General features: G+C 30.8%; 27 protein-coding genes. 19 read left to right on the top strand and 8 right to left on the bottom strand.

Annotation, left to right across the window (positions count from 1 at the left end; all coding sequences use genetic code 11):
* Positions 1-89: 89 nt before the first annotated feature.
* The 7 genes from MHM83_RS14275 (at position 90) to MHM83_RS14245 (ending at position 9,500) form a co-directional block, all read left to right on the top strand.
* On the top strand, positions 90-1,277 hold the full coding sequence (locus tag MHM83_RS14275; RefSeq protein ID WP_239180490.1) for a DUF4856 domain-containing protein: 1,188 nt from the start codon (positions 90-92) through the stop codon (positions 1,275-1,277).
* A gap of 105 nt (positions 1,278-1,382) precedes the next feature.
* Positions 1,383-2,483 (top strand): imelysin family protein, encoded by a 1,101-nt coding sequence (locus tag MHM83_RS14270; protein WP_239180488.1) that lies wholly within the window; start codon positions 1,383-1,385, stop codon positions 2,481-2,483.
* Positions 2,476-3,843 (top strand): HTTM domain-containing protein, encoded by a 1,368-nt coding sequence (locus MHM83_RS14265; protein WP_239180486.1) that lies wholly within the window; start codon positions 2,476-2,478, stop codon positions 3,841-3,843. Before MHM83_RS14270 ends, MHM83_RS14265 begins: the two co-directional genes overlap by 8 nt.
* Positions 3,818-6,310: a TonB-dependent receptor domain-containing protein gene (locus MHM83_RS14260; RefSeq protein ID WP_239180484.1), complete on the top strand. Its 2,493-nt coding sequence runs from the start codon at positions 3,818-3,820 to the stop codon at positions 6,308-6,310. The genes MHM83_RS14265 and MHM83_RS14260 overlap by 26 nt, the downstream gene beginning before the upstream one ends.
* A gap of 243 nt (positions 6,311-6,553) precedes the next feature.
* Positions 6,554-7,045, top strand: coding sequence for a hypothetical protein (locus tag MHM83_RS14255; protein WP_239180482.1), 492 nt, complete (start codon positions 6,554-6,556; stop codon positions 7,043-7,045).
* On the top strand, positions 7,032-8,753 hold the full coding sequence (locus tag MHM83_RS14250; protein WP_239180480.1) for an ATP-binding protein: 1,722 nt from the start codon (positions 7,032-7,034) through the stop codon (positions 8,751-8,753). Before MHM83_RS14255 ends, MHM83_RS14250 begins: the two co-directional genes overlap by 14 nt.
* A 3-nt stretch (positions 8,754-8,756) precedes the next feature.
* Positions 8,757-9,500 (top strand): LytR/AlgR family response regulator transcription factor, encoded by a 744-nt coding sequence (locus MHM83_RS14245; protein WP_047789510.1) that lies wholly within the window; start codon positions 8,757-8,759, stop codon positions 9,498-9,500.
* Here MHM83_RS14245 and MHM83_RS14240 read toward each other — a convergent pair whose 3' ends face one another.
* From MHM83_RS14240 to MHM83_RS14230, 3 genes are all read right to left on the bottom strand, one after another.
* Complete coding sequence (locus tag MHM83_RS14240; protein WP_047789511.1) at positions 9,501-9,770, bottom strand: hypothetical protein; 270 nt, start codon at positions 9,768-9,770, stop codon at positions 9,501-9,503.
* Positions 9,771-9,775: 5 nt separating this feature from the next.
* The gene (locus MHM83_RS14235) at positions 9,776-10,363 is read right to left on the bottom strand and encodes a hypothetical protein (RefSeq protein WP_239180478.1); all 588 of its coding nucleotides are present in this window, start codon (positions 10,361-10,363) and stop codon (positions 9,776-9,778) included.
* Positions 10,364-10,483: 120 nt separating this feature from the next.
* Positions 10,484-11,239 carry a hypothetical protein gene (locus MHM83_RS14230; protein WP_239180476.1) on the bottom strand — a complete coding sequence of 252 codons (756 nt, stop codon included), beginning with the start codon at positions 11,237-11,239 and terminating at the stop codon, positions 10,484-10,486.
* Between the two features lie 247 nt (positions 11,240-11,486).
* On the opposite strand from MHM83_RS14230, the gene guaB reads away from it, so the two are divergent.
* Together guaB and MHM83_RS14220 are read left to right on the top strand one after the other, a co-directional pair.
* On the top strand, positions 11,487-12,962 hold the full coding sequence (gene guaB / locus MHM83_RS14225) for an IMP dehydrogenase (protein WP_125067294.1): 1,476 nt from the start codon (positions 11,487-11,489) through the stop codon (positions 12,960-12,962).
* A gap of 96 nt (positions 12,963-13,058) precedes the next feature.
* Positions 13,059-13,460, top strand: coding sequence for a hypothetical protein (locus MHM83_RS14220; RefSeq protein WP_173360368.1), 402 nt, complete (start codon positions 13,059-13,061; stop codon positions 13,458-13,460).
* Between the two features lie 29 nt (positions 13,461-13,489).
* Here the strand turns inward: MHM83_RS14220 and MHM83_RS14215 are convergent, their stop codons facing one another.
* A complete protein-coding gene (locus tag MHM83_RS14215) occupies positions 13,490-14,257 on the bottom strand; it encodes a hypothetical protein (protein WP_173360367.1) in 768 nt (255 codons plus the stop codon).
* A 372-nt stretch (positions 14,258-14,629) separates the two neighbouring features.
* Between MHM83_RS14215 and MHM83_RS14210 the strand changes: the two genes are divergently transcribed.
* The 3 genes from MHM83_RS14210 (at position 14,630) to MHM83_RS14200 (ending at position 17,617) form a co-directional block, all read left to right on the top strand.
* Entirely contained in the window at positions 14,630-14,797 is a 168-nt protein-coding gene (locus MHM83_RS14210) for a hypothetical protein (RefSeq protein ID WP_239180474.1), read from the top strand.
* Positions 14,798-15,068: 271 nt separating this feature from the next.
* Positions 15,069-16,949, top strand: coding sequence for a tetratricopeptide repeat-containing sensor histidine kinase (locus MHM83_RS14205; RefSeq protein ID WP_239180472.1), 1,881 nt, complete (start codon positions 15,069-15,071; stop codon positions 16,947-16,949).
* 2 nt (positions 16,950-16,951) lie between these two features.
* The gene (locus MHM83_RS14200) at positions 16,952-17,617 is read left to right on the top strand and encodes a response regulator transcription factor (RefSeq protein WP_125067305.1); all 666 of its coding nucleotides are present in this window, start codon (positions 16,952-16,954) and stop codon (positions 17,615-17,617) included.
* Between the two features lie 120 nt (positions 17,618-17,737).
* On the opposite strand, the gene MHM83_RS14195 is transcribed toward MHM83_RS14200, so the two are convergent.
* From MHM83_RS14195 to MHM83_RS14180, 4 genes are all read right to left on the bottom strand, one after another.
* Entirely contained in the window at positions 17,738-18,106 is a 369-nt protein-coding gene (locus MHM83_RS14195; RefSeq protein ID WP_159611574.1) for a nuclear transport factor 2 family protein, read from the bottom strand.
* A gap of 11 nt (positions 18,107-18,117) precedes the next feature.
* Complete coding sequence (locus MHM83_RS14190) at positions 18,118-18,861, bottom strand: SDR family NAD(P)-dependent oxidoreductase (protein ID WP_239180470.1); 744 nt, start codon at positions 18,859-18,861, stop codon at positions 18,118-18,120.
* A gap of 5 nt (positions 18,862-18,866) precedes the next feature.
* On the bottom strand, positions 18,867-19,061 hold the full coding sequence (locus tag MHM83_RS14185) for a tautomerase family protein (RefSeq protein ID WP_073183706.1): 195 nt from the start codon (positions 19,059-19,061) through the stop codon (positions 18,867-18,869).
* A 118-nt stretch (positions 19,062-19,179) separates the two neighbouring features.
* Positions 19,180-19,743, bottom strand: a complete 564-nt coding sequence (locus tag MHM83_RS14180; RefSeq protein ID WP_159611570.1) for a Crp/Fnr family transcriptional regulator — start codon at positions 19,741-19,743, stop codon at positions 19,180-19,182.
* A gap of 986 nt (positions 19,744-20,729) precedes the next feature.
* Between MHM83_RS14180 and tssD the strand changes: the two genes are divergently transcribed.
* From tssD to MHM83_RS14145, 7 genes are all read left to right on the top strand, one after another.
* Entirely contained in the window at positions 20,730-21,218 is a 489-nt protein-coding gene (gene tssD / locus MHM83_RS14175; RefSeq protein WP_239180468.1) for a type VI secretion system tube protein TssD, read from the top strand.
* 1 nt (position 21,219) lies between these two features.
* Positions 21,220-22,401, top strand: coding sequence for a hypothetical protein (locus tag MHM83_RS14170; protein WP_239180466.1), 1,182 nt, complete (start codon positions 21,220-21,222; stop codon positions 22,399-22,401).
* Complete coding sequence (locus MHM83_RS14165; RefSeq protein ID WP_047789062.1) at positions 22,398-22,754, top strand: hypothetical protein; 357 nt, start codon at positions 22,398-22,400, stop codon at positions 22,752-22,754. Before MHM83_RS14170 ends, MHM83_RS14165 begins: the two co-directional genes overlap by 4 nt.
* Before the next feature lie 27 nt (positions 22,755-22,781).
* A complete protein-coding gene (locus tag MHM83_RS14160) occupies positions 22,782-23,117 on the top strand; it encodes a hypothetical protein (protein WP_239180464.1) in 336 nt (111 codons plus the stop codon).
* A 29-nt stretch (positions 23,118-23,146) separates the two neighbouring features.
* Complete coding sequence (locus MHM83_RS14155) at positions 23,147-23,479, top strand: hypothetical protein (protein ID WP_173360357.1); 333 nt, start codon at positions 23,147-23,149, stop codon at positions 23,477-23,479.
* Positions 23,480-23,669: 190 nt separating this feature from the next.
* On the top strand, positions 23,670-23,999 hold the full coding sequence (locus MHM83_RS14150; protein ID WP_239180462.1) for a carboxypeptidase-like regulatory domain-containing protein: 330 nt from the start codon (positions 23,670-23,672) through the stop codon (positions 23,997-23,999).
* Position 24,000: 1 nt separating this feature from the next.
* Positions 24,001-24,327 carry a hypothetical protein gene (locus MHM83_RS14145; RefSeq protein WP_239180460.1) on the top strand — a complete coding sequence of 109 codons (327 nt, stop codon included), beginning with the start codon at positions 24,001-24,003 and terminating at the stop codon, positions 24,325-24,327.
* Positions 24,328-24,345: the final 18 nt, after the last annotated feature.

Raw genomic sequence — 24,345 nt, 5'->3', positions numbered from 1 at the left:
TATTTAAAATAAGTCTTAATAAGATTTGGTAAAATAAATTTCTTACATAAATTTGCCAGTAAATTTAATTAAAACTTAATCTAAATAAAATGAAAAGAGTATTTCTTTCAATGTTAGCTATATCAGCTCTAGTATTTACATCTTGTTCAGACGATAATGATAATGATGTAAAACCACCAGTGGAAGCTCCAGCTACCTACGCTTTTAATGGAAAAGATAATAAATCTAACGTTAGTTTTTCAGGACAAGTAGCACGTTTAAAAATGGCTAAAGAGTTAAAGGATGCACTTGGAGATAACGTTAAAACTCAGGCTCAGTTAGAAGAAATGTTTAAAGATGGTACAGGGTTTGAAGATGCATCATTAAACACTTCAGGAAAAAAACTTAGAGGTACAGTGGCTTCAGCTACAAACTCTAATGTGGATGCTGTTGAAACAGATGAGTTAAGGCTAAAAATGGATGGATGGATTAAAGATCATGCAACAGAGGTATATGCTAATTGGAATACAGATGCTGCTGCTGGTACAGCAGGAAAATTAACTACAGGTAGTAGAACAGTTTATGTGAGTGCTAAAGGAGTTGAGTATAATCAAGCAGTAGCTAAAACATTAATAGGTTCTGTGATTGCAGATCAAATGATAAACAAGTATGTTTCTCAAAAATTTATTGATGATAATAAAGCAGATCATGAAGCAGGAAAACCATACAAAGGAGATGATACCAAAAATTATACAGCTTTACAACATGGTTGGGATGAAGCTTATGGGTATTTATTTGGTTTAGAAGAAGATCCTGCAAAACCAGTTAATTCTTTAGACGACAGAAAAGGCTTCCTAAACTCATATATTAAAAGTGTTGATAATGATAGTAAGTTTAAAGGAATTTTTGATGATGTTTATAATGCATTCAAATTAGGAAGAGCAGCAGTAGATGCTAATGATTATGAATTAGCAAGCAAGCAAGCTGAAACTATTAGAGCATCAGTATCTAAAGTAATAGGGGTTATGGCTGCACATTACCTATTAAAAGGAAAAGGAGCTAAAGATGCAAATAGTTTACATGCATTATCAGAAGCATACGGTTTTTTACAATCTTTAAGGTTTGTTGAAATTAATGGAGAACAAGTTGAAAAAAACCAAATAGCAGGAACTATCGCAATGTTAGAAGCTGATAATGGTTTATGGTCTATTACAGACGATCAATTAGACCAAATTGCATCTAGATTAGGAACCTATTTTGGATTCTCAACAGAAGATGTAGTTAGTTTAAACGATTAAAACCATTAAATTAAGATAAATTAAAATAGCCATGTATAGTTACATGGCTATTTTTTTTTATTTTTGCGTGTTTATTTAGATTAATAAAAAATTAATTAAGACAAAATGAAAAAAATCGTATACATATGTGTACTTTCTTTAATCGTTGCATGTAGCTCAAGTAGTAGCGATAATCCTAGTACATCAAACCCAGATGATTTTAATAGAAAAGAGATGTTGACTTTTTGGGCTGATCAAATGATTATTCCAGGATACAATGATTTTGTAGAGAAAACACAATTATTAAACGAAGCAATAAATAAATTTACAACAACAGTAAGCACAGCTAATTTAGTTGAAGCAAGAACTGCTTGGAAAAATGCTTACGTAACTTGGCAAAAAGTTTCTTTATATCAAGTAGGTAAGGCTCAAGAGATAAACATGGTTGGTTATATGAACACAATACCAACTAACGCTACTCAACTAGATGATTATGCTAAGTCAGGGACTTATAACCTAGAATCACCTAATTTAATAAGTGTACAAGGTTTTCCTGCTTTAGACTATTTACTTAACGGGAAAGGGACTGATGAGGAAACTGTAACTTTTTACACAACAGCAGAAAATGCAGCTAAGTATAAACAATACTTAAAAGATGTAAGTAACAGAGTTTATAATTTATCTAAAGAAGTTAAGGATGATTGGAACGGAGGTTACAAGCAAACTTTTATTGAAAATGATGGATACTCAATATCAAGTAGTGTAGATAAATTAGTAAACTTTTATGTTGTAGCTTTTTTTGAAAAACAATTAAGAGACCCTAAAATAGCCAATCCATCAGGAGCAAGAACAGGTATACCAGATGTAACCTTGGTTGAAGGATTTTATAAAAAAGACATTTCTAAAGAATTATTTATAACCGCATTAACAGCAACAAAAAATTTTTATAAAGGAATAGGTTATAATGGAAATAATGGTAAAAGTTTACAGCAATATCTTGAATTTCTAAAAAGAAAAGATTTAGCAGATTTAATAAACACAAACTTTACAAATTTAGAAGATAAGGCAAGTTTAATAAAAGATGATTTTACAGATCAAATTCAAAATGACAAAAACGTGTTTTTAAATACTTATGAGGCTATGCAAACAGTATTAAAAAACTTTAAACCAGATATGATGAGTGCTATGAGTATTAAAAATACTTCGAGCGACGCTGATAATGATTAATACATTACAAAAATATTTCAAAAAAAATACGGAAGCTGCTCCACTTGCAGTATTTCGTATTTTTTTTGGTTTTATGATGTTTTGTAGCATACTACGTTTTTGGTTAAACGGATGGATAGAAGAACAGTATATAAAACCAAAATTTTTCTTTTCATACTACGGATTTGAGTATATAAAACCATTAGGTAACTACACTTATTTATTATTTTTAATTTGTGCAATAGCTGCACTATTTATAATGTTAGGTTATAAATATAGAGCAGCAGCAATTACTTTTTTTTTAAGCTTTACCTACATAGAATTAATGGATAAAAGCTATTATTTAAACCATTATTACTTTGTAAGTTTAGTAGCATTTATTCTAATTTTTTTACCAGCAAATGCTTATTTTTCTGTAGATGCAAAACAAAACGAGAAAATAGCCTATCAAAAAATACCTAATTGGACTATAGATGCTATAAAGTTACTATTAGGTATTGTATATTTTTATGCAGGATTAGCAAAACTAAATTCTGATTGGTTGTTTAGAGCATCACCATTAAATATATGGTTACCCGTACAAAACAATTTACCGTTAGTAGGTTTTTTAATGGCTAAAACATGGTTTCACTTTGCTATGAGTTGGGCAGGAGCCATATACGATTTAACAATACCTTTCTTATTATTAAATAAACGAACACGCACAATAGCGTTTATTGCAGTAATTATATTTCATGTATTTACAAGAATATTATTTTCAATAGGAATGTTCCCTTATATAATGATTGTCTCAACCATTATATTTTTCAATCCAAAGCTACATCATAAAATACTAAATACCATAGCAGCCATATTTAGAATTTCTAAGGATTATTTCGATCAGGGAAAAACCTTAGTAACTAACCAAAAACTAACATTAACAAGAAAATTTTTAATACTATTTTTTGTACTGCAAATAATTATTCCTTTTAGATATTTGTTGTACCCTGGAGAATTATTTTGGACTGAAGAAGGATACCGTTTTTCTTGGCGTGTCATGTTAACAGAAAAAGCAGGCTATGCAGAGTTTAAAATAATTGATGAAGAAACAAAAAAGCAAGTATATATTGATAATAGCGACTATTTAACAACGTTACAAGAAAAACAAATGAGTTTTCAATCAGATTTTATACTTGAATTTGCTCATTTTTTAGGAGACACCTACAAGAAAAAAGGAATGAAAAACCCTAAAGTGTATGTAGATAGTTATGTAACATTAAACGGTCGACTTAGCACACAATTTATAGATCCAAAAGTAGATTTATATCAACAAAAAGAAAGTTTTAAACATAAAAATTGGATTATACCATTTAATCATGAAATCAAAATTAAAGGCCTGTAGCATTATTTTTACCTTATTTTTAGCTGTGCAAACAGTAGTAGCACAATATACCATTTCAGGAAAAATAATTGATGAAAAAGGAAACCCTATTAATAATGTTGAAGTTTTTGATGCTTCAGGCGGAAAGTTAGCAATATCAGATGCTCAAGGAAATTATAAAACCAAACCATTGCAATCAGGAAACTATTCATTGGTATTCTTTTCTTATAATTTCGAAATAAAAGAACATGCACTAACTATTACAAATAAAAATATTGTAGAAAACATAACACTTTTAAAGTTAGATGAAGAATTATCAGAAGTAATTATCAATCAAAGACTAAGAAAAGTGTTTAGTTTAAAAAGATTAAAAGCAGTAGAAGGAACTGCCATTTACGAAGGAAAAAAAACAGAGGTAGTTTTATTAGACCAAACAGTAGGAAACAAAGCAGCTAATAACGCTCGCCAAATATACAGTCAAGTAGTTGGACTCAATATTTACGAAAATGATGATGCAGGATTACAGTTAAACATTGGAGGTAGAGGCTTGGATCCTAACAGAACATCAAACTTTAATACACGACAAAACGGTTACGACATTAGTGCAGATGTATTAGGATATCCAGAAAGTTATTACACACCACCAGCAGAAGCCTTACAAGAAATACAAATTGTAAGAGGAGCTGCATCATTACAATACGGAACACAATTTGGAGGCTTATTAAATTTTAAATTTAATGAACCTAATAAGAGTAAAGAATTTGAGTTCATAACAAGACAATCTACAGGATCTTTCGGTCTTTTCAATTCTTTTAATAGTGTTGGAGGTACAGTTGATAGAACAGGTTATTACGGTTACATAAATTATAAACGAGGAGATGGTTTTAGACCAAATTCAGAATTTAATTCAATAAATATTTATGGTCATGTAGATCATAAACTATCAGAAAAAACAACTTTAACAGTAGAGGCAACATATTTAAATTATTTAGCTAAACAAGCTGGAGGGTTAAATGATAAAATGTTTAATGAAGATCCTTTTCAAAGTAACAGATCAAGAAATTGGTTTCGTGTAAACTGGAATTTGTGGACGGTAAAACTAGACCATAATTTTACAGAAGACACGCGCCTAAGTGTTAACTTATTTGGGTTAAATGCTTCGAGAAAAGCCATAGGGTTTAGAGGAAATTATAAATCAAGTAATGTAAGTCCTATAACGTATGTAGATGAACCTTTTGCAGATGGAAATTATGCTACGAGAGATTTAATTAACGGGCAATATAAAAACTGGGGAACAGAAATTCGCTTTTTATCAAACTATGATTTTAGAGGGCAAAAGAATACTTATTTACTAGGTGTAAAATATTACAAAGCAAATAATTCAGAAGAACAAGGAGCAGGATCTAATGGTGTAGATGCAAACTTTACATTTGCAGATGTAGATGCCTATGCCTCATCTAATTTTAAATTTCCCAATACGAACGTAGCATTATTTGGAGAACATATTTTTAAACTATCAGATAAATTTTCAATAACTCCTGGATTTAGATTAGAATACATAAAAACTGGAAGTAACGGAGATTATAAAACAGTATTGTGGAATAATGAAGATCTACAAAACGGAGTGCCGTTACCTAACGGAATTAATACGTTTAGAGACGATAGAACAAAAGAAAGAAGCTTTGCTTTATTTGGTATTGGAGCAAGTTATAAACCATCAACAAAGTTAGAAATTTATGCAAATGCTTCTCAAAACTACCGTTCAGTAACCTTTAATGACATCCGTACGGTAAGTCCTACTTTTAAAGTAGATGAAAACATAGATGATGAAGAAGGAGGCACAGCAGATATTGGAATAAGAGGAAAAATTAAAAACATAGTAACCTACGATCTAAGCGGATTTGGATTGTTTTATAACAAGAGAATCGGAATTTTTTGGGTAAGTAGCGGACCCGATGCAGGAGATAGGTTAAGAACTAATGTAGGAGACGCTTTTATTTATGGTTTTGAAGGTTTTACAGATGTTAGTTTGGCAAATGCATTTAAATTGTCACCAAACTACGTGCTAAATACCTATGTAAACCTAGCGTTAACACAATCAGAATATACAGATTCATTAGAAAAATCAGTAATAGGAAATCAAGTAGAGTTTATACCGAACCTAAACTTAAAAACAGGAGTGAAGTTTGGATATAAAAACTTTTTAAGTAGCTTACAGTTAACGCATTTGTCTGAGCAACAAACAGATGCTACACATGCAACAGTAGATAGCACACATCCTAGTTACGGAACAATAGGGCCTATACCAGCATATACAATTGTAGATGCTTCTTTTTCATATTCGTATAAAAAATGGAAGCTAGAAACAGGAGTAAACAACCTATTAGATGAAAAATACTTTACACGTAGGGCAACAGGATACCCAGGACCAGGTATTATACCATCGTCTCCAAGAAATTGGTATGTAACATTACAGTTCAAAATTTAAAATAAAGGGAGATATTTAGTTTTCTCCCTTTTTTAGTTAGTTACATGGTATTAGCACATAGTTTCATTGTGTTTATAACGGTTTTCTCTTACTGTAAATAATATTTACTTTCCCAATAGGAATATGAGAAATTTCACAAAAGACAAATTTCTCTATAACCTCTATAAAATAGTAACAAACTATTTTTTCTTTTCTTTTTATAATTGTAAATTTAGCCAATAACCAAATTAAAATTATAAAAACATGGGAAACCCAGTAAACGTTAACGGAGTTACATTAGAGTTAAAGTACTTTAGAAAATTTGATACAAATATTAGTGTTGATAATGTACCTACAGGTCCTTTAGTAAACATGTCTAGAGATGAATCAGGAAACAGTGCAACTCCTAATACCGTAACGGTTTTAGCTTACTTACCAGACAACACATTAAATCCAGTAGATAATACAAGTGGATTACAACTACAAGGAAACGAAGTATACTTAAATTACTACGGAGTTACACCAACGCAAATCTTAAACAAAGACGGTGGATATGATACAATAAGTTGTAGAGATTTTAGAGTAGAGTTTAATTGCGATGAAGTAGCAAGCCAATACGATTTATATTATGTACAGTTCGCTTATCAATTAGATGAAGGAACTCCTTCTGTAGATATGATTTTAGTACGTAGTGAAAATGATGACCCAGTAACAGATAGAGGAACTGTAACTACGCCTGCTAATGGAGGGCAATAAATTTTTCTATATTTTTATTTTTGTTTTTTCTACTTGTTTTTCTCAAGTAGAAAAAACAAATGATTTATACGATCTTTATAAAGATGGAGATAGTATATCAAATGTCTCTGGAAATGAATTGTTTTCTAAAGCTTTTTCTTTTTATAAAAAGAAAAAATATGATTCTTGTTATGCTTTTTCGTCAAAAGCTTTATTGAATACAACTTATCTAGAGCATGAAGATATTTTAAATTATATACAAGGGGTTAGTGCTATTGAAAAAGGACTTTATAAAAAAGCTTTAAAAAGTATTTTACTGGTCAAAAGCCCTAAGTATGAAAGTTTAACACAACAAAAACTAGGTAGAGTATATCTCAGTTTAAAGGATTATGATAAGTCAATATTTCATTATAATAAATGGATTCAATTAACAGATAGTAGTTCTGTTGATAAATTAAAAAAGGCATCTTTTCATAATCTAGGACTAAGTTATGTTCATAAAAAAGAATATAAAAAGGCAAAAGAATATTTTACTAAAGAACTTTCTTTGATTGAACAAAAAGATACGGCTGCTGTTATAAGGACTAAAATGGACTTAGCAAATGTCTATTATAACCAGTATTTAGATGATGAAGCGATTCCATTATTTAAAGAGGCGTATGATTTAGCAAAAAGTTTTTCTGATTTAGAATTGAAGCAAAATTCTACGAGAAATATGGCGGTTGTTGAGAAGAATAGAAAAAACTACCAAAAAAGTATAGAGTATTATACGGAATATGGTAATTGGAAAGATTCTATTTGGAACCGTGATAAAATTTGGGAGCTTACAGAAAAAGACAAACAATTAGCCGTAGCTCAAAAGCAACAAGAAATAGCTTTACAAGATGAACAATTAAAGCGTCAAGCAGTAGTGCAAAAGAGTTTAGTAATTGGAGCTTCGGGTTTATTAGTTTTTCTCGGGTTTTTAGGTTATTTTTATAGAGAGTTAAGAAGTAAAAATAGATTTATAACCCAGCAAAAAGAGGAGTTAAACGTAGTTAACAAAACGAAAGACTATTTATTTTCTGTAGTGTCTCACGATTTACGTTCGCCAATTAATACAATTAAACGACAGCACGAAAAGCTAAAACGACAATTAAAAAATAAAGAATACGACGCGGTAAGTGAAACTACCAACAATGCTATTGCATTAACAGAAAGTACAAGTCATTTATTAAACAATGTATTGCATTGGTCGTTAGAACAAAACAACCAGTTATCGTTTAAAGCAGAAGAATATCCTTTAAAACCGTTGGTAGAACAGGCTGTTTATAACTTTGAAGAAATTGCAGAAGCTAAAAACATAGCACTAACTACAAAGTTAGAAGCTACTATTTTGGTAAAAGCAGATAAGGAATCCTTGAAAATAGTATTGAGAAATTTGTTAGATAATGCACTAAAATACACAGGAGAAAAAGGTGAAATAGCAATAAAAACCTATAAAGACTCTGAAGAATTTAGTACTATTGAGATTAAAGATACAGGTTTTGGAATTTCAGAAGAAAAACTAGCAAAAATTAAAGGATTAGAAGATTTAAGTATTGACAAAATTAACAGATCTGAGGGTGTAGGACTAGGTATGTTACTGTGTCAAACACTTATTAAAAAGAATAATGGAAAATTACTCATAGATAGTGAGTTGGAAGTGGGGACAACTATACGAATTTTGTTACCCAACGCAAGCGCATAAATTATGAAAAAACTACAATTACTATTGCTAGAAGACTTAGAAGAAGAAGCTTTAGAACTTTCTTCTTTTTTAGAAGATAATGATTATGAGGTATCATTAGCAAAAAATGCGGTAGAAGCAGAAAAGCTAATTAGAAATCGCTTTTTTGATGTTATTATTTTAGACATCATGATAAACGGAAGACCAGACGGAATTTCGTTAGCACACCGTTTGAATAAAGAAGGGATTAATGTGCCTTTTTTATTCCTAACAAGTATGCAAGGAAGAGAAATTTTTGATGAAGCAAAACTAACCAATCCGTTAGTGTATCTTCTAAAACCATATAACAAACTAGAATTGTTATTTTCTTTAGAATTGGCAATTGAGTCGTGTTATCAACAAAACAACAGTATTAGTTTAGCATCAAACAATGGTGTAATAAGTCCGTCTTTTTTATTTATAAAGAAGAAAAGAAGTGTGGTAAAAGTAGATGTAGCTGCTATTAATTATGTAGAAGTAAAGGAAAAATACTGTAGTATAATTTGCGACTCAGGAAATTATCTAATAAAGTTATCGCTAACCAAGCTAAAAGACATGCTATCTAATCCAGATTTTAGACAAGTACATAGAAATTACTTAGTTAACGTAAAGAAAATCAAAGAAATTTACTTTGAAGATAATCTTATTGTCTTAGATAATGATGAAAAAATACTCTTTAGTGAGCGTTACAAAACAGCATTTATAAAAGACAATACAATTTTTAGGTAGTTATACCACTTTAGAAACTAAACTTATAACAAAGCCAAAGCCATTTTCAATATTAGAAATAGCTTTGGCTTTTTCATTATTACTAATAGTAGCATCATCAATAAGTTTAAGTGTTTTTATGGCGTTTGCATTGGTAATTTTACTTTCCTTAATAAAAGCATCCACTTCGCTAAGCTTTAGGTTTGTTAAACTAGCCAATTGTTTGTTAAACTCAGCATCAGTTTGTGAAGCAGCTTCTTTAGCTATATTGTTCCAGTCTATAGAGTTCATAATCGTTATTTTTCAGAAATTACTTTTTCAATGGTTATCAATTTATTTAGGGCACTTCCAGTTTTATCAATACTCTGATTAATAGTATTTTCAACCTTTTTTATATTAATTTTATCACCTGTAAGTTGATCTATTGCCGACAAAGCATCACTTTCTGTAGTTTTTATTTTCACTGCAGAGTTGATTAAGTTTTGAAGCGAAGTAGTTGCTTTACTATAATCGCTATAATTTGAGTTTAGCTGGTTTAAAATATCTTGTCTTTGTGAATCCAAAACACTTTGAAGTGAATCTTTCTTGTGATTAATAATAGGAACAATATTATTTAGAATATTAGGTAGTTCTTTTTTATAATCTAAAGAATCTGGTAATAAACCCTCAAACTTTTTTAATAGCGTAGGGGTGTACTTATTTTCAATAAATAAATTGATTTTTTCTTTTCGCTCATCAAAAAGTTTATTGACTAAAGCTACATTTAGTTGATGCATATTATCAGCTTCTTTAATAACTTCTTTAGTAAGTGTTACAGTAGAGCTTGGAATACTGGCGCAGGAAAAAAGAAAAAAAGAAAAAACAGATGCATAAAAGTATTTCATAAGTATAGTTAGTTTATAATAAAAAAGAGGTTACTACAGTATTGAGCTAAGTTTGGTTAGTATGTTGTAAGCTCTATTATAATCACTTAACAGTGCAACCTCTTTTATTTTTAGTAATAGTTATTTATTGGGTTTAGGTACAATAAAAATAGATTTAACCCTATCTATAATGCCTTGTAATATGCTAAAAATAGCTTCTGAAGAAAACCCTCCAATCAGAGCCAAAACTCCTTTATTGAAAAGGTTGATATCTTCAGGGCTTTTGGTGTAAAATGAAATAATTTCCGACATGATAAGTCCAGCAATAATACCAAGTACTATTTGAGCCAAATAAGAAATAGACTCCTCTGAAACCATGGTTGATTCTCTAATAGAATCGCTAACCCTTTTCAATAAATAAAAAATAACACCTAAACCAGCAACAGAGGCTAAGTAGGAGAGGTTTAAAAGAAGTGGTAATCCAGAGTTATTCATTAAGCCTTTATCTAATGAGTTATTATTTACATCAGGAGAAAGTGCAGTAACAATAAACAAAACCAAAAAGAAAAGAGCTAAAAAAATAAGGTTCCTAACCACAGGAAGCTTGCTAAAAATCGATTTGTTTTGTCCTTCTTCACGCAGTGCTTTAGTGTATTCTATCGATTTTGGTGTTGCAGGAGCAATGTTTTTAACAAGAATATTATGTGCATTTATCAAGTCGTTTAAATCCTTACTTTCAATTAAAGAATTCACCTCAGTATTAATAACAATACCATTATAAATAGCATACGATAGCATGTTGTTAATTTCAGTAATTAATTCTTTAAATACCTTAGGATAAACATCGGTAGTGTTAACTATTTTCTTGGTATCTTTTATGAGGGTACTGTTCTCCATTAGTTGTAGGTTTATGAATAGGAATAGGGTAAACACATACTAAAATTAAGAATGATATATAAAAGAATGAGCAGAGAAACCTTGAGCGTATAAAAGTTGATTATTAGCGTTATTGATAGAAGGGTAAAGCAATAAACAAAAGATAAAATATAAAGCGATTTACTTAACTTAAAATTAAAGGTAGTTTTTGCATTATTTGTAGTATATTTGCATGCAATTAATTAACAACACACTAAATTGATTGCATATGCAAGCTCATCAAGCTAAAATATTAGGAGAAGGATTAACGTACGACGACGTTTTATTAGTTCCTGCCTACTCAGAAGTACTTCCAAGAGAAGTTTCAATCCAAACAAAATTTACAAGAAACATAACAATCAATGTTCCAATAGTATCAGCAGCTATGGATACGGTAACCGAATCTGCTATGGCAATTGCTATTGCAAGAGAAGGAGGAATAGGAGTGTTACATAAAAATATGACAATTGAGCAACAAGCTCAAGAAGTTCGTAAAGTAAAACGCGCAGAAAGCGGAATGATAATCGATCCGATTACTTTGTCGTTAAGTGCAATCGTTTTAGATGCTAAACAAGCAATGCGTGAGCATAAAATTGGAGGTATTCCAATTGTTGATGAAGCAGGAAAATTAGTAGGAATTGTAACGAATCGTGATTTGCGTTTCGAAAAAAATAACGAGCGTCCTATTGTTGAAGTTATGACCTCTGAAAACTTAGTAACTGTTGCAGAAGGAACTTCTTTAAAAGATGCTGAAGTTATCTTGCAAGAAAACAAAATAGAGAAGTTACCTGTTGTTAATGACGATGATAAGCTAGTAGGATTAATTACTTTTAGAGATATTACAAAGCTTACACAAAAACCAATAGCTAATAAAGACTCATATGGACGTTTACGTGTAGCTGCAGCATTAGGTGTAACGCATGATGCAGTTGATAGAGCAGAAGCCTTAGTAAATGCAGGGGTAGATGCTGTGATTATTGATACAGCTCACGGACATACCAAAGGAGTGGTTTCTGTATTAAAAGAAGTAAAAGCTAAATTCCCTGAATTAGATGTTGTTGTAGGGAACATTGCAACACCAGAAGCAGCTAAATATTTAGTAGAAGCTGGAGCAGATGCAGTAAAAGTAGGAATAGGACCAGGATCTATTTGTACAACTCGTGTAGTTGCAGGTGTAGGATTCCCACAATTTTCAGCAGTATTAGAAGTAGCAGCTGCTATTAAAGGAAGTGGAGTTCCTGTAATTGCTGATGGAGGTATTCGTTATACAGGTGATATTCCAAAAGCTGTTGCGGCTGGAGCAGACTGTGTAATGTTAGGATCATTGTTAGCAGGAACCAAAGAATCTCCGGGAGAAACTATTATTTACGAAGGAAGAAAATTCAAATCGTACCGTGGAATGGGATCTGTTGAAGCAATGAAACAAGGATCAAAAGACCGTTACTTCCAAGATGTAGAGGATGATATTAAAAAGTTAGTTCCAGAAGGAATTGTAGGACGTGTAGCTTACAAAGGAGAATTACAAGAAAGTATTCACCAATTTGTAGGAGGTTTACGTGCAGGAATGGGATACTGTGGAGCAAAAGATATTGAAACATTAAAAAATACAGGGAAATTTGTTCGTATTACTGCAAGTGGAATTAACGAAAGTCACCCACACGATGTTGCTATTACTAAAGAAGCACCTAACTATAGTAGACGATAAAATATAAAGTTATTATTACCTTAATTAAGGTAAAGGTAAAAGCTGTTAATTTAAATATTAACAGCTTTTTTTATTTTAGCGGAAAAATTTATTTATATGAGAAAAGTAATTTTATCAGTAGCACTTTTATTAGCAAGTGGAGTCTTCACATCTTGTACAGATGTATCCGAAGATAATATTCAAGAACAAGAAAAATTAGAAATTCAAAATACAGGCGGGGAAAATGATCATGACCCTGATGAAGAGGATGATGAAGTGTCAATAAAAGGTGGAAAAGAAAGTATTGATACGGGAGGTGAAGAGGATCCAATAGATGAAGAAGAGGAAGATCCTAATCCACCAAAAATACAAAAATTTGAAAGTACTGATACAGGAGGAGAAACCGACCAAGATCCTGATGAAGATGAAGAGGTACCCACAAAAGGTGGAAGATATGAAAGTATTGACACGGGAGGTGAGGATGGTCAAACTCCAGTAGAAGATGAAGACGAAGGTTAAAGCAATCTAAAATATCAAACGCCGTTAATTTAATTATTAACGGCGTTTTTACTTTCTATAGAAAAACCTTCTTTCTCCAAAATGTAAGGTGTAATAGGATCTAATTCTTTTAACGTTTCAGGATGTACGCCTCTAGCTGTAAAAAACTCTCTTTCTCCTTTTGTATTACTTCCGTACCAAAAATTCTCCTTACCGTTTGTAAAAAACTCCATATCCTTGGTAAGTGTTACTTTTTTAAAACGATCAATATCTATATGGTAAGTTGTATTATCTATTGAATTTAGATAATAACATGGGATTTCTTTATAATGGTCTTTTTCCCAAACGATGCAGTTGCTTTTTTCAAATAAAATATCTTTATAAAAAATAAATACAGAAACTAAAAGAATGGCACCAATTAAAATTGATGCCTTCTTTTTTAAGAGAATAGTTGAAATTCCTAACTTATTTTTTCCTTTTACTTTTTTACCAGTTAAGTTAATTTCTTCACTTATTGAAAAAGGTTTTACAGGATCTATAGTAATACTCTCCTTATAGTTTTCAAAGTCCTCAAAACCCAAATATTCAGCCATTACATCTTTTACAAAAAGATCGGGAACTCCAACAGGGATATTCTCTTCTTTTTCTACATATTTTTTATGCAATCTACTAATTGTTTGTACACTTACATGATTAAATATATCATGCCTTCTTTCTAGTAGTTCTTGTACAAAAAACACAGCTTTTCCATTTCGACTATCAATTCCTTCATCTGTCTCAATCTTTTTAAAAAAATCAACAATTAGTTTTTCAATCATGGTTAATCAATTATTAGACAAGTTGCGGTCAAAAGTAAAGTTGTTGTACAAAAATTGATTACGGTTATCCATAAACTAGACAAAAACCAATTGATCAAGTTTTGATAAAAGGTAAAACTTGGATTTTCAGAATCTTTGCAGTGGCACTGATCGAGAAATTAAAAAGAAAACAAATTGATTGGTTCTAATTAAAAGATGAAATATCGGTAGAATTTCTTAGGGGGAAGCTACTTAATAATACCGATGTTCATCTCTACTTCCCGCGAAAGAGGCGCGCGACTCTTTTAAAAATTCTACACCCAACAAGGTGTAACTGTAGCTAAGCAAAGTGCTTGGACAGGATAAATATTATCAATTTTTAAAAGTAACAAAATGAACAAGGTTTTATTAATTATAACATTTTTAGTAACAAATGGAATCTATACTATAAATACAAACTCAACTACTGTAGTACCACAAACCAATTCTACAGAGACAACGACAAGTGATACAGGGGGAGAGGATGGTCAAACTCCTGATGAAGATGAGGATGAAGGATAAGTAGTGATAAAAGAAGGCTTTTAAAGCCTTCTTTTTTATTTTAGCATAAAGTTTATTTATATGAGAAAAGTAATTTTATCAGTGACACTTTTATTAATAAGTTGAGTATTCACATCTTGTACAGACTTATCCGAAAATATTGTACAAAGAAAAATAGAGCAAGAGCTTCAAAGTACAGGAGGAGAGGAAGACCAAGATCCAGACGACCTGAAGATCCAGATGAAAGTTTAACAAGTAAGTAGAAAAAAATTAATATTTTAGGAGGATGAAAATGATTAAGATTTTATCCTTCTTTTTTTTTGTGTTAGTTTTTTCTTGCAAAAAAAGTATAGATGTTCAGAATAATGAAGTTATAAAGCTGTATAGTTTATCTAAAAAAGATTCGTTAACAACTTTACAAAAAAGAGTATTTTTAGAAAAAGCATTTGAAGTACTAAAGTTAAAGAGGAATGATTCCTTGGAATTAAAAATGCTAAATTACAATGTAATTCTTTATAGAAAAGAAAAAAAATATAAAGAAGCGATTAGAGCTTCAAGAAAATTATTATATACAGCTCAAAAATATAATAACGAAGAAAATATAGGTGAAGCTTATTATAAAATGGGGTTGTATTATTATAGAATGAATATTGAAGACTCGGCGTATGTATATTATAAAAAATCTTTAGGTGTTTATAAAAAACTTAAGGATAGTGTTAAAATAGGAAGAAGGTTTTTAAATATAGCAATTGTAGAGTCTAACTATGGAGATTATCTAAAAAGCAATACAACTGCGGTTGATGCTTTAAAATACTTAAATGAATCTAAGAAAGAGTATATAGCTTCTGTTTATAACTGTTTGGCTATAAATGCACGAAAACAAAAAGCACTATCTAAATCTATTGAGTATTATAATAAAGCAATAGATTTTTCAAGGAAAAAAAATAAAATAATTATATACTATAATAATAAGGCTAATATTTATAGGGATCTAAAAGAGTATTCAAAATCAATAAAGCTTTTAAAAGAAATATTAAAAGATTCATTAGTTAATAAAAAATTAAAAACAAAAGCAAAAGTCATAGACAATTTGGCGTATACAAAATGGCTTCAAGATTCAACTAGAAATGTAGTAGCTGACTTACATTTAGCAGAGAGTATAAGAGTAGCAGAAAAAGACAGAAATGGTTTAATAGCTTCGTATTCACATTTAGCAGATTATTATAAAGACGTAAATGTTAATAAATCACTAGGGTATGCTTATAAAATGAAGAGTGTTGCAGAAAAAGAAAAGAGTGTTTATGATATTATTGAAGCCTTAGATAAAATAAAAGTACTGGAGAAACCCGAAAAAGCAATTGTTTTAGCGAATAGAAGAAGTGTTTTAAAAGATAGTATTGAACTAGCTAAAGATAATACGCAAGATAAATACGCTTTGATAAAATATGAAAGTGAAGAAAACGAAAAAGAAGCTATAGAAAACAAATTCTTAGCAGAACAACAAAAATCGCAAAAACAACTCTGGATTTTTACAGTTATTCTTACCATTCTATCCTCAATAGTCTATTTCTTTTATAAAAGAGAAAAAAATAAAAAAGAAAAAGCCATAGAAGTTTACAACACAGAAACCCGCTTAGCTAAAAAAATACACGATGAATTGGCAAACGATGTATACGCGGTAATGAATACACTACAAAATACATCAATAACAGATGAAAGGTTGCTCACGAGAGTAGAGAAAATATACGCACAAACCAGAGATATTTCTCACGAAAACAGTCCTGTACTCACAGGAGAGCACTTTGAGAATTTCTTAAAGCAACTGTTTTTAGATTTTACGAACGATCGTTGTAAAGTAATCCATAAAGGATTACAAGAAGCAAACATAAACCAGTTAGCTAAAGAAAAACAAATAGTAGTGTATAGAGCCTTACAAGAGCTCTTGGTAAACATGAAAAAATACAGCGAAGCAACGTTGGTGCTTATCACTTTTTCAGTAGAAAAAAACAAATTATCGATAGCGTATCAAGACAATGGAATAGGTGTAGAAAACCTCTCTGTAAAAAATGGTTTGCAAAATATGGAAATCCGTATTAAATCAGTAGGAGGGTTTATTACTTTTGAATCAAAGCAAGAAAAAGGATTTCAAGCAAAGTTTCAATTTAAAAAGTAGTTATGTTCAAAAAAGTATTGATAGCAGAAGATGCTGATTTTATGTCAAGCGGAATAAAAGTAGCCTTAGAAAATATGCAAATTCCTAATGTTGAATATGCACAATATTGCGACGAGGCTTTTTTAAAACTAAAAAAAGCATGGTTAGACAATGAGCCGTTTGATTTATTGGTAAGCGATTTATCATTTAAAGACAACATACATGAACAACGATTAGAATCAGGAGAAGATCTCATAGCCGAAGCAAAAAAACTACAGCCTACTTTAAAAACAGTCGTATTTTCTGTAGAAGATAAACCCTACCGAATTCAGCAATTATGTAATGAGTTAGCAGTGAATGCGTATGTATGGAAGTCTAACCACGGACAAAGAGAGCTAAAAAAAGCAGTACAAAGTGTGTTTAACGGTGAGTTTTTTATCACCCCACAATTAGCACATGCGCTACGCGATAAGGAAGCCTTTGAAGTAACAGACTATGATGTGTTTTTATTAAAACATTTAGCAGAAGGCCTAGATCAAAAAGAAATTAGCGAAGCATTAAAAAACAAAGACATAAAGCCCAGTAGTGTTAGTTCGGTAGAAAAGCGCTTAAAGCTATTAAAAGAAAACTTTAACGCCAATAACCCTACACAATTGATTGCCATCACCAAAGATTTCGGACTTATCTAAAATAAACCATTATTCTGAACGGTAGAAGGAATCTCATTCAAAAGAGAAAAACGATTTAGTCTGATAGTAATAAAAACAAAGCGGTTTAGATAAACATCCAAACCGCTTTTGTTTATAAGGTTATTCTACATGCGTAAAAACCTTAGCTACAATTTTCCATTCATTCTCTATTTTGTTTAGAGATAAATAGTCATAGTAATTATAACCCAACATAGGTACATGTAACTTTGCCATGGCAACTTTCCCTAAAATATCAACTCCTACAATTTTCATGTTAAAAGTTTCTTTTAAATCATTTGGACTTTGCCTGTTAGCAACCCCTTCAATATAATTTTCAGAACTTTTAAAATAGTCAGCGCCTTTAATATCTCCATAAATAGGAGTATTGTTATGAAAGCATGATTGAAGTTTTTGAGTATCTCCATAAAAAATACCCTCAAAGTAGTTCGTTACTAAAAGTTCTATTGCTGTTATATTCTCTTTATACATCTTTTTTAGTTTTAAATGGCATGACCAACGGTGTGACCACCAGCCACATTCATAGTTTCACCTGTAACAAAATTTGAAAAAGCTAAATAGTAAGCAGCTTCAGCAATATCAGTTACCTCACCAATACGGTTTAACAAGTGTAACCCAGCTAAACTATCAGCGTCTTCAATACCTATTTTGCTTTGTAGCGGACTTCTAATAATACCTGGAGCAATAGTATTTACTTTAATATTATCATTACCAAACTCAGCAGCGAGTTGTCTGGTTAAGGCATGAATTGCACCTTTGCTCATTAAAGGAGCAGTAGCAGGGAAACCAGCTATGGCATGATCTACTAAAACAGTTCCTATATTTATAATAGCTCCATTTTTTTGTGCTACCATACTCGGAATAACAGCTTGAGAGGCAAAATAAGTTCCTTTTAAATTCACATTCCAGTACAACTCTAAATCGCTTTCTTCAACCTCTAAAAAAGGTTTAGGAGCAAAGATTCCTGCATTGTTAATTAGTACATCTATACTGTTGAATTTTTCTAAAGCTAAGGCTACTAATTGTTTACTTGTTTCTTGTTTACTAATGTCTCCAACAAGAAGCACAGCGTTTAACGGACTACCTAACTCTTCATAAGCTTTTTGTAGGTTTTCTTCATTAGAAGCATTCATTACCACATTGCATCCTTTTTCTATGAAAAGTTTAGCAATTTCTTTACCAATACCTGTTGAAGCTCCTGTAATAATTGCAGTTTTGTTCTTCATGAGTCTTATTTTTTAGTTCCTAAATACTGTTTACCATCGTGCCCCCAATTACCCATAGGAACTTCTTCAATAACAATATGGGTAGTTGCAGGATTTTTTTGGAGTACATCAACTAAAAGCTGCGTTGTTCCTTCAATAAGTTGACGTTTTTGTTCTTGGGTTACCTGTTCGTCGGTAACTTTAATGTTTACAAAAGGCATAATAATATGTTTTAAAATTATACTACAAAGTTGCAGTGGACGTACAACTTTAGACAGGAGCTATGTCACACCTTTAAAGTGATGTATGTCACATGCAAACAATAAGAAATATTAAAAACTAAGAATTAAGCCTGCTAAGAGTTTCTCTAGAAACCCCTAAATAAGCAGCAATCATTTTTTTAGGAACCCGTTGAAAAAGGGTAGGGTATTGTTCTAACAGTTGATCGTATCGTTCTTTTGCAGAATTTTGTAAGAGCGATACAATTCTTTTTTGAAGAGCTATTCTGCCCATTTTACTCTTTTTAGCCCAAAAACGTTCCATTTTGTGCAAAGAGGCAGTTAGTTTATCACGGTTTTCGTAAGTAATGTATAGTAGTTCGCAATCTTCAATACAATCAATTGCTGTTTTAGAAGGTAGTTGCTTTACAAATGATTCATAATCGGTAATCCACCAATTTTCCATAGCAAATTGAAGAATATGCTCTTTACCGCTATCTTCAATAAAATAGCTCTTTACACAACCTTTAACCACCCAATATTCTTTATTGGCAGTTTCGCCCTCTTGCAGTAAATATTGATGTTTACGTTTAGTAATAGGCTGAAAAAAACTTAGAATATAGGCGAATTCCTCATCAGTAAGAGGTATAATTTCTTCAATATGTTGTCGTAAAGGATGTGTCATTAAGACGGTACTATTTTCTTTTTACTATATGCAAATATAGCTGTAAAGTAAGTAGTATAAGTAAAAATACTTTTACAAACCATCATTCCGAGGAAGGTATGACGAAGTAATCTATTTATTTAGAGTCCCAAACATAAAAACTACACGTTTGTCTCATAACAACGTTATAAAGAGAAGTTTTTCCTCAAAGATTATTGTGGTATTCTTTTTCTTGATAAAAAGAAACAAAAATCAAGACTTACAATAAAATCGTGAGAAAATACTACGACATCCTCCACTGATAAAAAGAACTCGCTATCGCTCAAACAGCTTTTTATCTTACATCCATCACTGCTGTCTTGATTTTCAAAGATTTTCTTGTAGGTCACAAGACATACCGTTATTCCGAACGTCACTGAAATTAAGATATATTTTAATTGAAAGTATGTTGCAAAGCAACTGAGAAGGAATCTCATTGAAAAGTGTTACTCTTTTTTTATTGTAATCACTGTCAGTTCGAGTGATTTTTATTGAGTGATAACGAAATAAAAATAGTATCTAGAACTATTAGAAAACTTCTCGATACAAAATTATTTTTATTTCATTTCAATAATTTTACTCGAAGTGACACTGGATGATAAAAAGAATATAGAAAAAAGAGAATAGAACAAAGACCTATAAATAAGTCTTTACTCTAACAGCGAAGCGGTCTATTCTCTTGGCTCTAAAAAACAACCGTCATAACGAGTAGCAATAGCAACGTAGTTATCTCATTATTCAAAATCCATACGCTAACAACTAAGCATTCTTTCATAGTGTTTAACCCTAAACAAAGTTAGTAGAAGTACTTATTAAGTACAAACAAAGTACACGATCCGTATTTGCTTAGTACAAAGAGATTTAATAATAAATATGCTAGCTTTTTAAATAGAAAAATTGTAGGTTTGATACGTTGAAATTGCTAAAGATTACTTCAACAAGAAAAAAATATAACTAAAAACGATGCTATGAAATATAGAACTATGCTGTTGTTTAATAACAGAGAGATAGAGGTACTAACCTATAACTTTGGTTTTAATAGAAACATAAACGTTTCTGACCAACCCACAAGCTCCGCTAACTTTGCAGGTTTAGAATTAGAAATAGAATCAGGTAGTAATACTGATTTTGAAGAATGGGCTTGTAAAGAAAATGCTATAGACCAACTAGAGTTAAAAATATACTACCCATATTTAAAAGGGGGCTCTAAAACAATGACTTTTTTTGATTGTTACCTAAAGAAATATGAAACAGTATTTTCTAATACAAACGATCAGCCTATAAAAGACCGATTAATTATTACGTGTGCAGGAGTAAAAATGCCTAATTCTTCGCTAGAATACTCTACGTACTGGAGAAAAACACTTTCAGGAGCACAAAACGAAGTAACTGATAACGGAGATACTGCTTCAGGAGGAGGTGATACAAACTTTAGTGTAACCCCAAAATTATCGTAATATGCCAAGTTTTGTCCCCCTAGGAATTGCTGATTACAGCGGAAATAGTGAAAGAGGCTTTGTACAATTTACTTACCAAATAGCCGATAATAATGCCAAGGAACTAACGCTACAAATTAGAGATGGAAGCTCGGTGATTTTTGAAGAAAAAATAACTGATGCTAACAAACTAAAACAAGGAGAACACATTTGGAAATGGGATGGGTTTGATAGCGGAGGAATTTTAGATACTGCTAAACTAACACAATACGAAAATTTAAACTTGTATACTATTGGCGTAGATAACTCAAATAACTATAGCAGAAAAAAGTTAGATTTTAGTATGCGTTACGATGAGGTTAGGTGGGTTGATGTAAAAATTGATAAAAACTCTAAAAGAATAGATGTTACATTACGAGTTAACTTAAAAGATGGAGGAGCAAAAGGAATAGAGTGTTATGAAAAGGATATTGACCCAGATCCAAAACTTAGAGTTCCAATGAAAGTATGTCCTTGGGATAAAATACCAGAAGAAGATTTGATAGCTGGTAAATCTCCTTTAACAACACGTACAAGAAGTTTTGAAGATTTAGAAAGGTTGGCTTTAAATGGTATTAACTATCACTGGGGCAGAAACAGGGAGCACTACATAGCAAAAGATGTTGATATTAATGGAGAAAAATATGAAGTTTATGTAAACGCAATAAATACAACGGAGAAAACAATGGATGATGTTAGTTTAATCTTTAATACAAATGGTGATTGGATGCGCTCAGGAAACCCAGGAACCGTGGAAGACCCTATTTCTTTTGTAGGAAATATTGTTTCTAGAGAAGCTGTATGCTATAATGTTGGGTATATTTATGAGTATTTTTATGTTGATAGTTGGGATTATCAAACCTCAATTAATGAAGATAACGAGTTCAAAGAAACTTCAGCGCATGAAATAGGGCATACTATTTTAAAAGCGTATGGAGGTACATTTTATTCGTATGGTCACAAAGGAAGTGTAAATACGATTACTCAAAAACAAAAATCATCAGCCCCAGTTTACCCAGTTTCTGGAGAAGTTGATATTATGCCATATTTGAAAAAGAATAAATATGGAGGAAAACGAAGACAACCTAACATATATAAAAGACTTGTAGCTTCAGAAAAAGATGTGCTAAGTTTACTTTGGTTAACTAAATTAAAATTGAAATGAGAAAGCTGTTTTTAATAATTTTGCTGATTGTAATAACTCAATCTTGTTCAACAAAGTATCACGGTTATGTTTATGACTTTGATAAAGAAACTCCTTTAAATAAAGTGAAAGTTTATTATAAAGATTCTACAGATTTTGTTCTTAGTAATAAAGAAGGATATTTTGAGGTAAAAAAGAGTGCTACAATAAAATACCTTCTCTTTGAAAAAGAAGATTATCGAAGATTTAGTTTAAGTACATTCGATAGACAAAATGAATTTATAAAAGAACAGCCATTTGGAGATACTATCTATTTAATATCAAAAAATAGTAAACATAGAAGACCTCAAATAGCATTACCTATTAGAAACTAAAAAATGAGGCTTTGTTACTTACTAATAATGACATTTATTTTAAACTCATGTTCATCAAGAATAGAAAGACCCGAAATTAAAGGAACACTATACGATTCTTTGACATATAAACCAATTAAAGGTGTATTAATACAAATTGATGATGAACAGATAAAGTCCGATAACCAAGGAAAGTTTACCATACAGAGAGTAAAGAAAAGAGTGATGTTTAATTTTGAAGGCGGGCATGTTCCTTTATCTTATTCAATGGAATTAAAACATCCAAAATACAAGAGTATCAAAATAGAAAAAGGAACAAGAGGGAGTTTTGGAGAAGAGGCAATATTGTATGATTCAATCTTCCTAAAGCCAATTGAAAAGTAAGCGTATTCTAGACATGTTATGTAGCTAAAATGAAAAACGTATTATTACTAACATTATTACTTTTAACAGTTTCTTGCAAACAAGAACTATGTGATTGTTACCACGGCTATGTATTAGATGAAAACAAAGAGCCAATAAATAAAGTAAAAATAATAGAAAGCTCATCTTATTCACAGCATACCTATTCTAAAAGTGATGGCTATTTTTATCTAAACAGAAAAGCAGATTTTATTAGTGAATTAATTTTTGTTAAAGAAGGTTATATCTCAGATACTATTTCTCCTTATACAGCGAACAGAAGAGGAGATAAATCGTTATTCGTTCATAGAAAAGACACTTTATTTATGAAGAGGAAAGAATAAAATGAGAAAACCCCTATTCATATTTTTCATTGCTTTATTACTATTCTGTGAAGAAGAAAGCAATACTTCCTTTAGAAGACTAAAATTATAATGAAAAAGTTATTTTTATTTACTCTAACTATAAAAATAGAATAATAGCAAGCGAAAAAGATGTATTAAGTTTAATTTGGTTAACTAAATTAAAATTGAAATGAGAAAGTATATTTTAATCTTATGTATTTTATCTTATTCTTGTGAATCAGATAGAAAGTTTTACCACGGCTATGTATTTGATGAAAATAAAAAGCCGGTATATAATGTAAAAGTTCAAGAACAAAGTAAAAGGGATGTTCAAACTTTTACAGATACTTCAGGATATTTCAAGCTAAAAAAGTACCCCGATTTTTCATCTAGTTTAATCTTTTCTAAAGATGGATATCAAATAGATACTATTAAAACAGTTGTAGAAAGATATGATGGAGTCAAATATATTTTTGTGAATTATAAACCAGACACTTTATTTATAAAGAGGATAGAATAAAATGAGAAAGCAAGTATTATTAGTTGTATTAATTACATTGTTTACTTCTTGTACAGAAGGGACAAAAGAGTATTTTGAGGGGTATGTTTATTATAAAGAAATCTCTCTCAAAGGTGTAGTAATAACTGAAGGACACTCTGAACCTAATAACGTGTTTTCAACAACAGATAGTTTAGGGTATTTTAAATTAAAGCGATTTTCACAAACTTATGTAGATAAACTAATATTTAGTAAAAAAGGATTTAAAACAGATACCGTTTACCTACTAAGAGGTAGAAACTCTCCACCTCTATATACACTATTTTTACGTGAACAATCAGACACTTAATTTATGAAGAGGATAGAA

Source organism: Tenacibaculum sp. Mcav3-52 (genome assembly GCF_022347665.1).
Classification (GTDB): domain Bacteria; phylum Bacteroidota; class Bacteroidia; order Flavobacteriales; family Flavobacteriaceae; genus Polaribacter; species Polaribacter mesophilus.
This window is presented reverse-complemented; position numbering and strand designations above follow the sequence as displayed.

What these genes read in the sequence shown, in the direction of transcription:
- MHM83_RS14275 (WP_239180490.1), top strand. Translation starts at nt 90, where the DNA reads ATGAAAAGAGTATTTCTTTCAATGTTAGCTATATCAGCTCTAGTATTT.
- MHM83_RS14270 (WP_239180488.1), top strand. Translation starts at nt 1,383, where the DNA reads ATGAAAAAAATCGTATACATATGTGTACTTTCTTTAATCGTTGCATGT.
- MHM83_RS14265 (WP_239180486.1), top strand. Translation starts at nt 2,476, where the DNA reads ATGATTAATACATTACAAAAATATTTCAAAAAAAATACGGAAGCTGCT.
- MHM83_RS14260 (WP_239180484.1), top strand. Translation starts at nt 3,818, where the DNA reads ATGAAATCAAAATTAAAGGCCTGTAGCATTATTTTTACCTTATTTTTA.
- MHM83_RS14255 (WP_239180482.1), top strand. Translation starts at nt 6,554, where the DNA reads ATGGGAAACCCAGTAAACGTTAACGGAGTTACATTAGAGTTAAAGTAC.
- MHM83_RS14250 (WP_239180480.1), top strand. Translation starts at nt 7,032, where the DNA reads ATGGAGGGCAATAAATTTTTCTATATTTTTATTTTTGTTTTTTCTACT.
- MHM83_RS14245 (WP_047789510.1), top strand. Translation starts at nt 8,757, where the DNA reads ATGAAAAAACTACAATTACTATTGCTAGAAGACTTAGAAGAAGAAGCT.
- MHM83_RS14240 (WP_047789511.1), bottom strand. Translation starts at nt 9,770, where the DNA reads ATGAACTCTATAGACTGGAACAATATAGCTAAAGAAGCTGCTTCACAA.
- MHM83_RS14235 (WP_239180478.1), bottom strand. Translation starts at nt 10,363, where the DNA reads ATGAAATACTTTTATGCATCTGTTTTTTCTTTTTTTCTTTTTTCCTGC.
- MHM83_RS14230 (WP_239180476.1), bottom strand. Translation starts at nt 11,239, where the DNA reads ATGGAGAACAGTACCCTCATAAAAGATACCAAGAAAATAGTTAACACT.
- guaB (WP_125067294.1), top strand. Translation starts at nt 11,487, where the DNA reads ATGCAAGCTCATCAAGCTAAAATATTAGGAGAAGGATTAACGTACGAC.
- MHM83_RS14220 (WP_173360368.1), top strand. Translation starts at nt 13,059, where the DNA reads ATGAGAAAAGTAATTTTATCAGTAGCACTTTTATTAGCAAGTGGAGTC.
- MHM83_RS14215 (WP_173360367.1), bottom strand. Translation starts at nt 14,257, where the DNA reads ATGATTGAAAAACTAATTGTTGATTTTTTTAAAAAGATTGAGACAGAT.
- MHM83_RS14210 (WP_239180474.1), top strand. Translation starts at nt 14,630, where the DNA reads ATGAACAAGGTTTTATTAATTATAACATTTTTAGTAACAAATGGAATC.
- MHM83_RS14205 (WP_239180472.1), top strand. Translation starts at nt 15,069, where the DNA reads ATGATTAAGATTTTATCCTTCTTTTTTTTTGTGTTAGTTTTTTCTTGC.
- MHM83_RS14200 (WP_125067305.1), top strand. Translation starts at nt 16,952, where the DNA reads ATGTTCAAAAAAGTATTGATAGCAGAAGATGCTGATTTTATGTCAAGC.
- MHM83_RS14195 (WP_159611574.1), bottom strand. Translation starts at nt 18,106, where the DNA reads ATGTATAAAGAGAATATAACAGCAATAGAACTTTTAGTAACGAACTAC.
- MHM83_RS14190 (WP_239180470.1), bottom strand. Translation starts at nt 18,861, where the DNA reads ATGAAGAACAAAACTGCAATTATTACAGGAGCTTCAACAGGTATTGGT.
- MHM83_RS14185 (WP_073183706.1), bottom strand. Translation starts at nt 19,061, where the DNA reads ATGCCTTTTGTAAACATTAAAGTTACCGACGAACAGGTAACCCAAGAA.
- MHM83_RS14180 (WP_159611570.1), bottom strand. Translation starts at nt 19,743, where the DNA reads ATGACACATCCTTTACGACAACATATTGAAGAAATTATACCTCTTACT.
- tssD (WP_239180468.1), top strand. Translation starts at nt 20,730, where the DNA reads ATGAAATATAGAACTATGCTGTTGTTTAATAACAGAGAGATAGAGGTA.
- MHM83_RS14170 (WP_239180466.1), top strand. Translation starts at nt 21,220, where the DNA reads ATGCCAAGTTTTGTCCCCCTAGGAATTGCTGATTACAGCGGAAATAGT.
- MHM83_RS14165 (WP_047789062.1), top strand. Translation starts at nt 22,398, where the DNA reads ATGAGAAAGCTGTTTTTAATAATTTTGCTGATTGTAATAACTCAATCT.
- MHM83_RS14160 (WP_239180464.1), top strand. Translation starts at nt 22,782, where the DNA reads ATGACATTTATTTTAAACTCATGTTCATCAAGAATAGAAAGACCCGAA.
- MHM83_RS14155 (WP_173360357.1), top strand. Translation starts at nt 23,147, where the DNA reads ATGAAAAACGTATTATTACTAACATTATTACTTTTAACAGTTTCTTGC.
- MHM83_RS14150 (WP_239180462.1), top strand. Translation starts at nt 23,670, where the DNA reads ATGAGAAAGTATATTTTAATCTTATGTATTTTATCTTATTCTTGTGAA.
- MHM83_RS14145 (WP_239180460.1), top strand. Translation starts at nt 24,001, where the DNA reads ATGAGAAAGCAAGTATTATTAGTTGTATTAATTACATTGTTTACTTCT.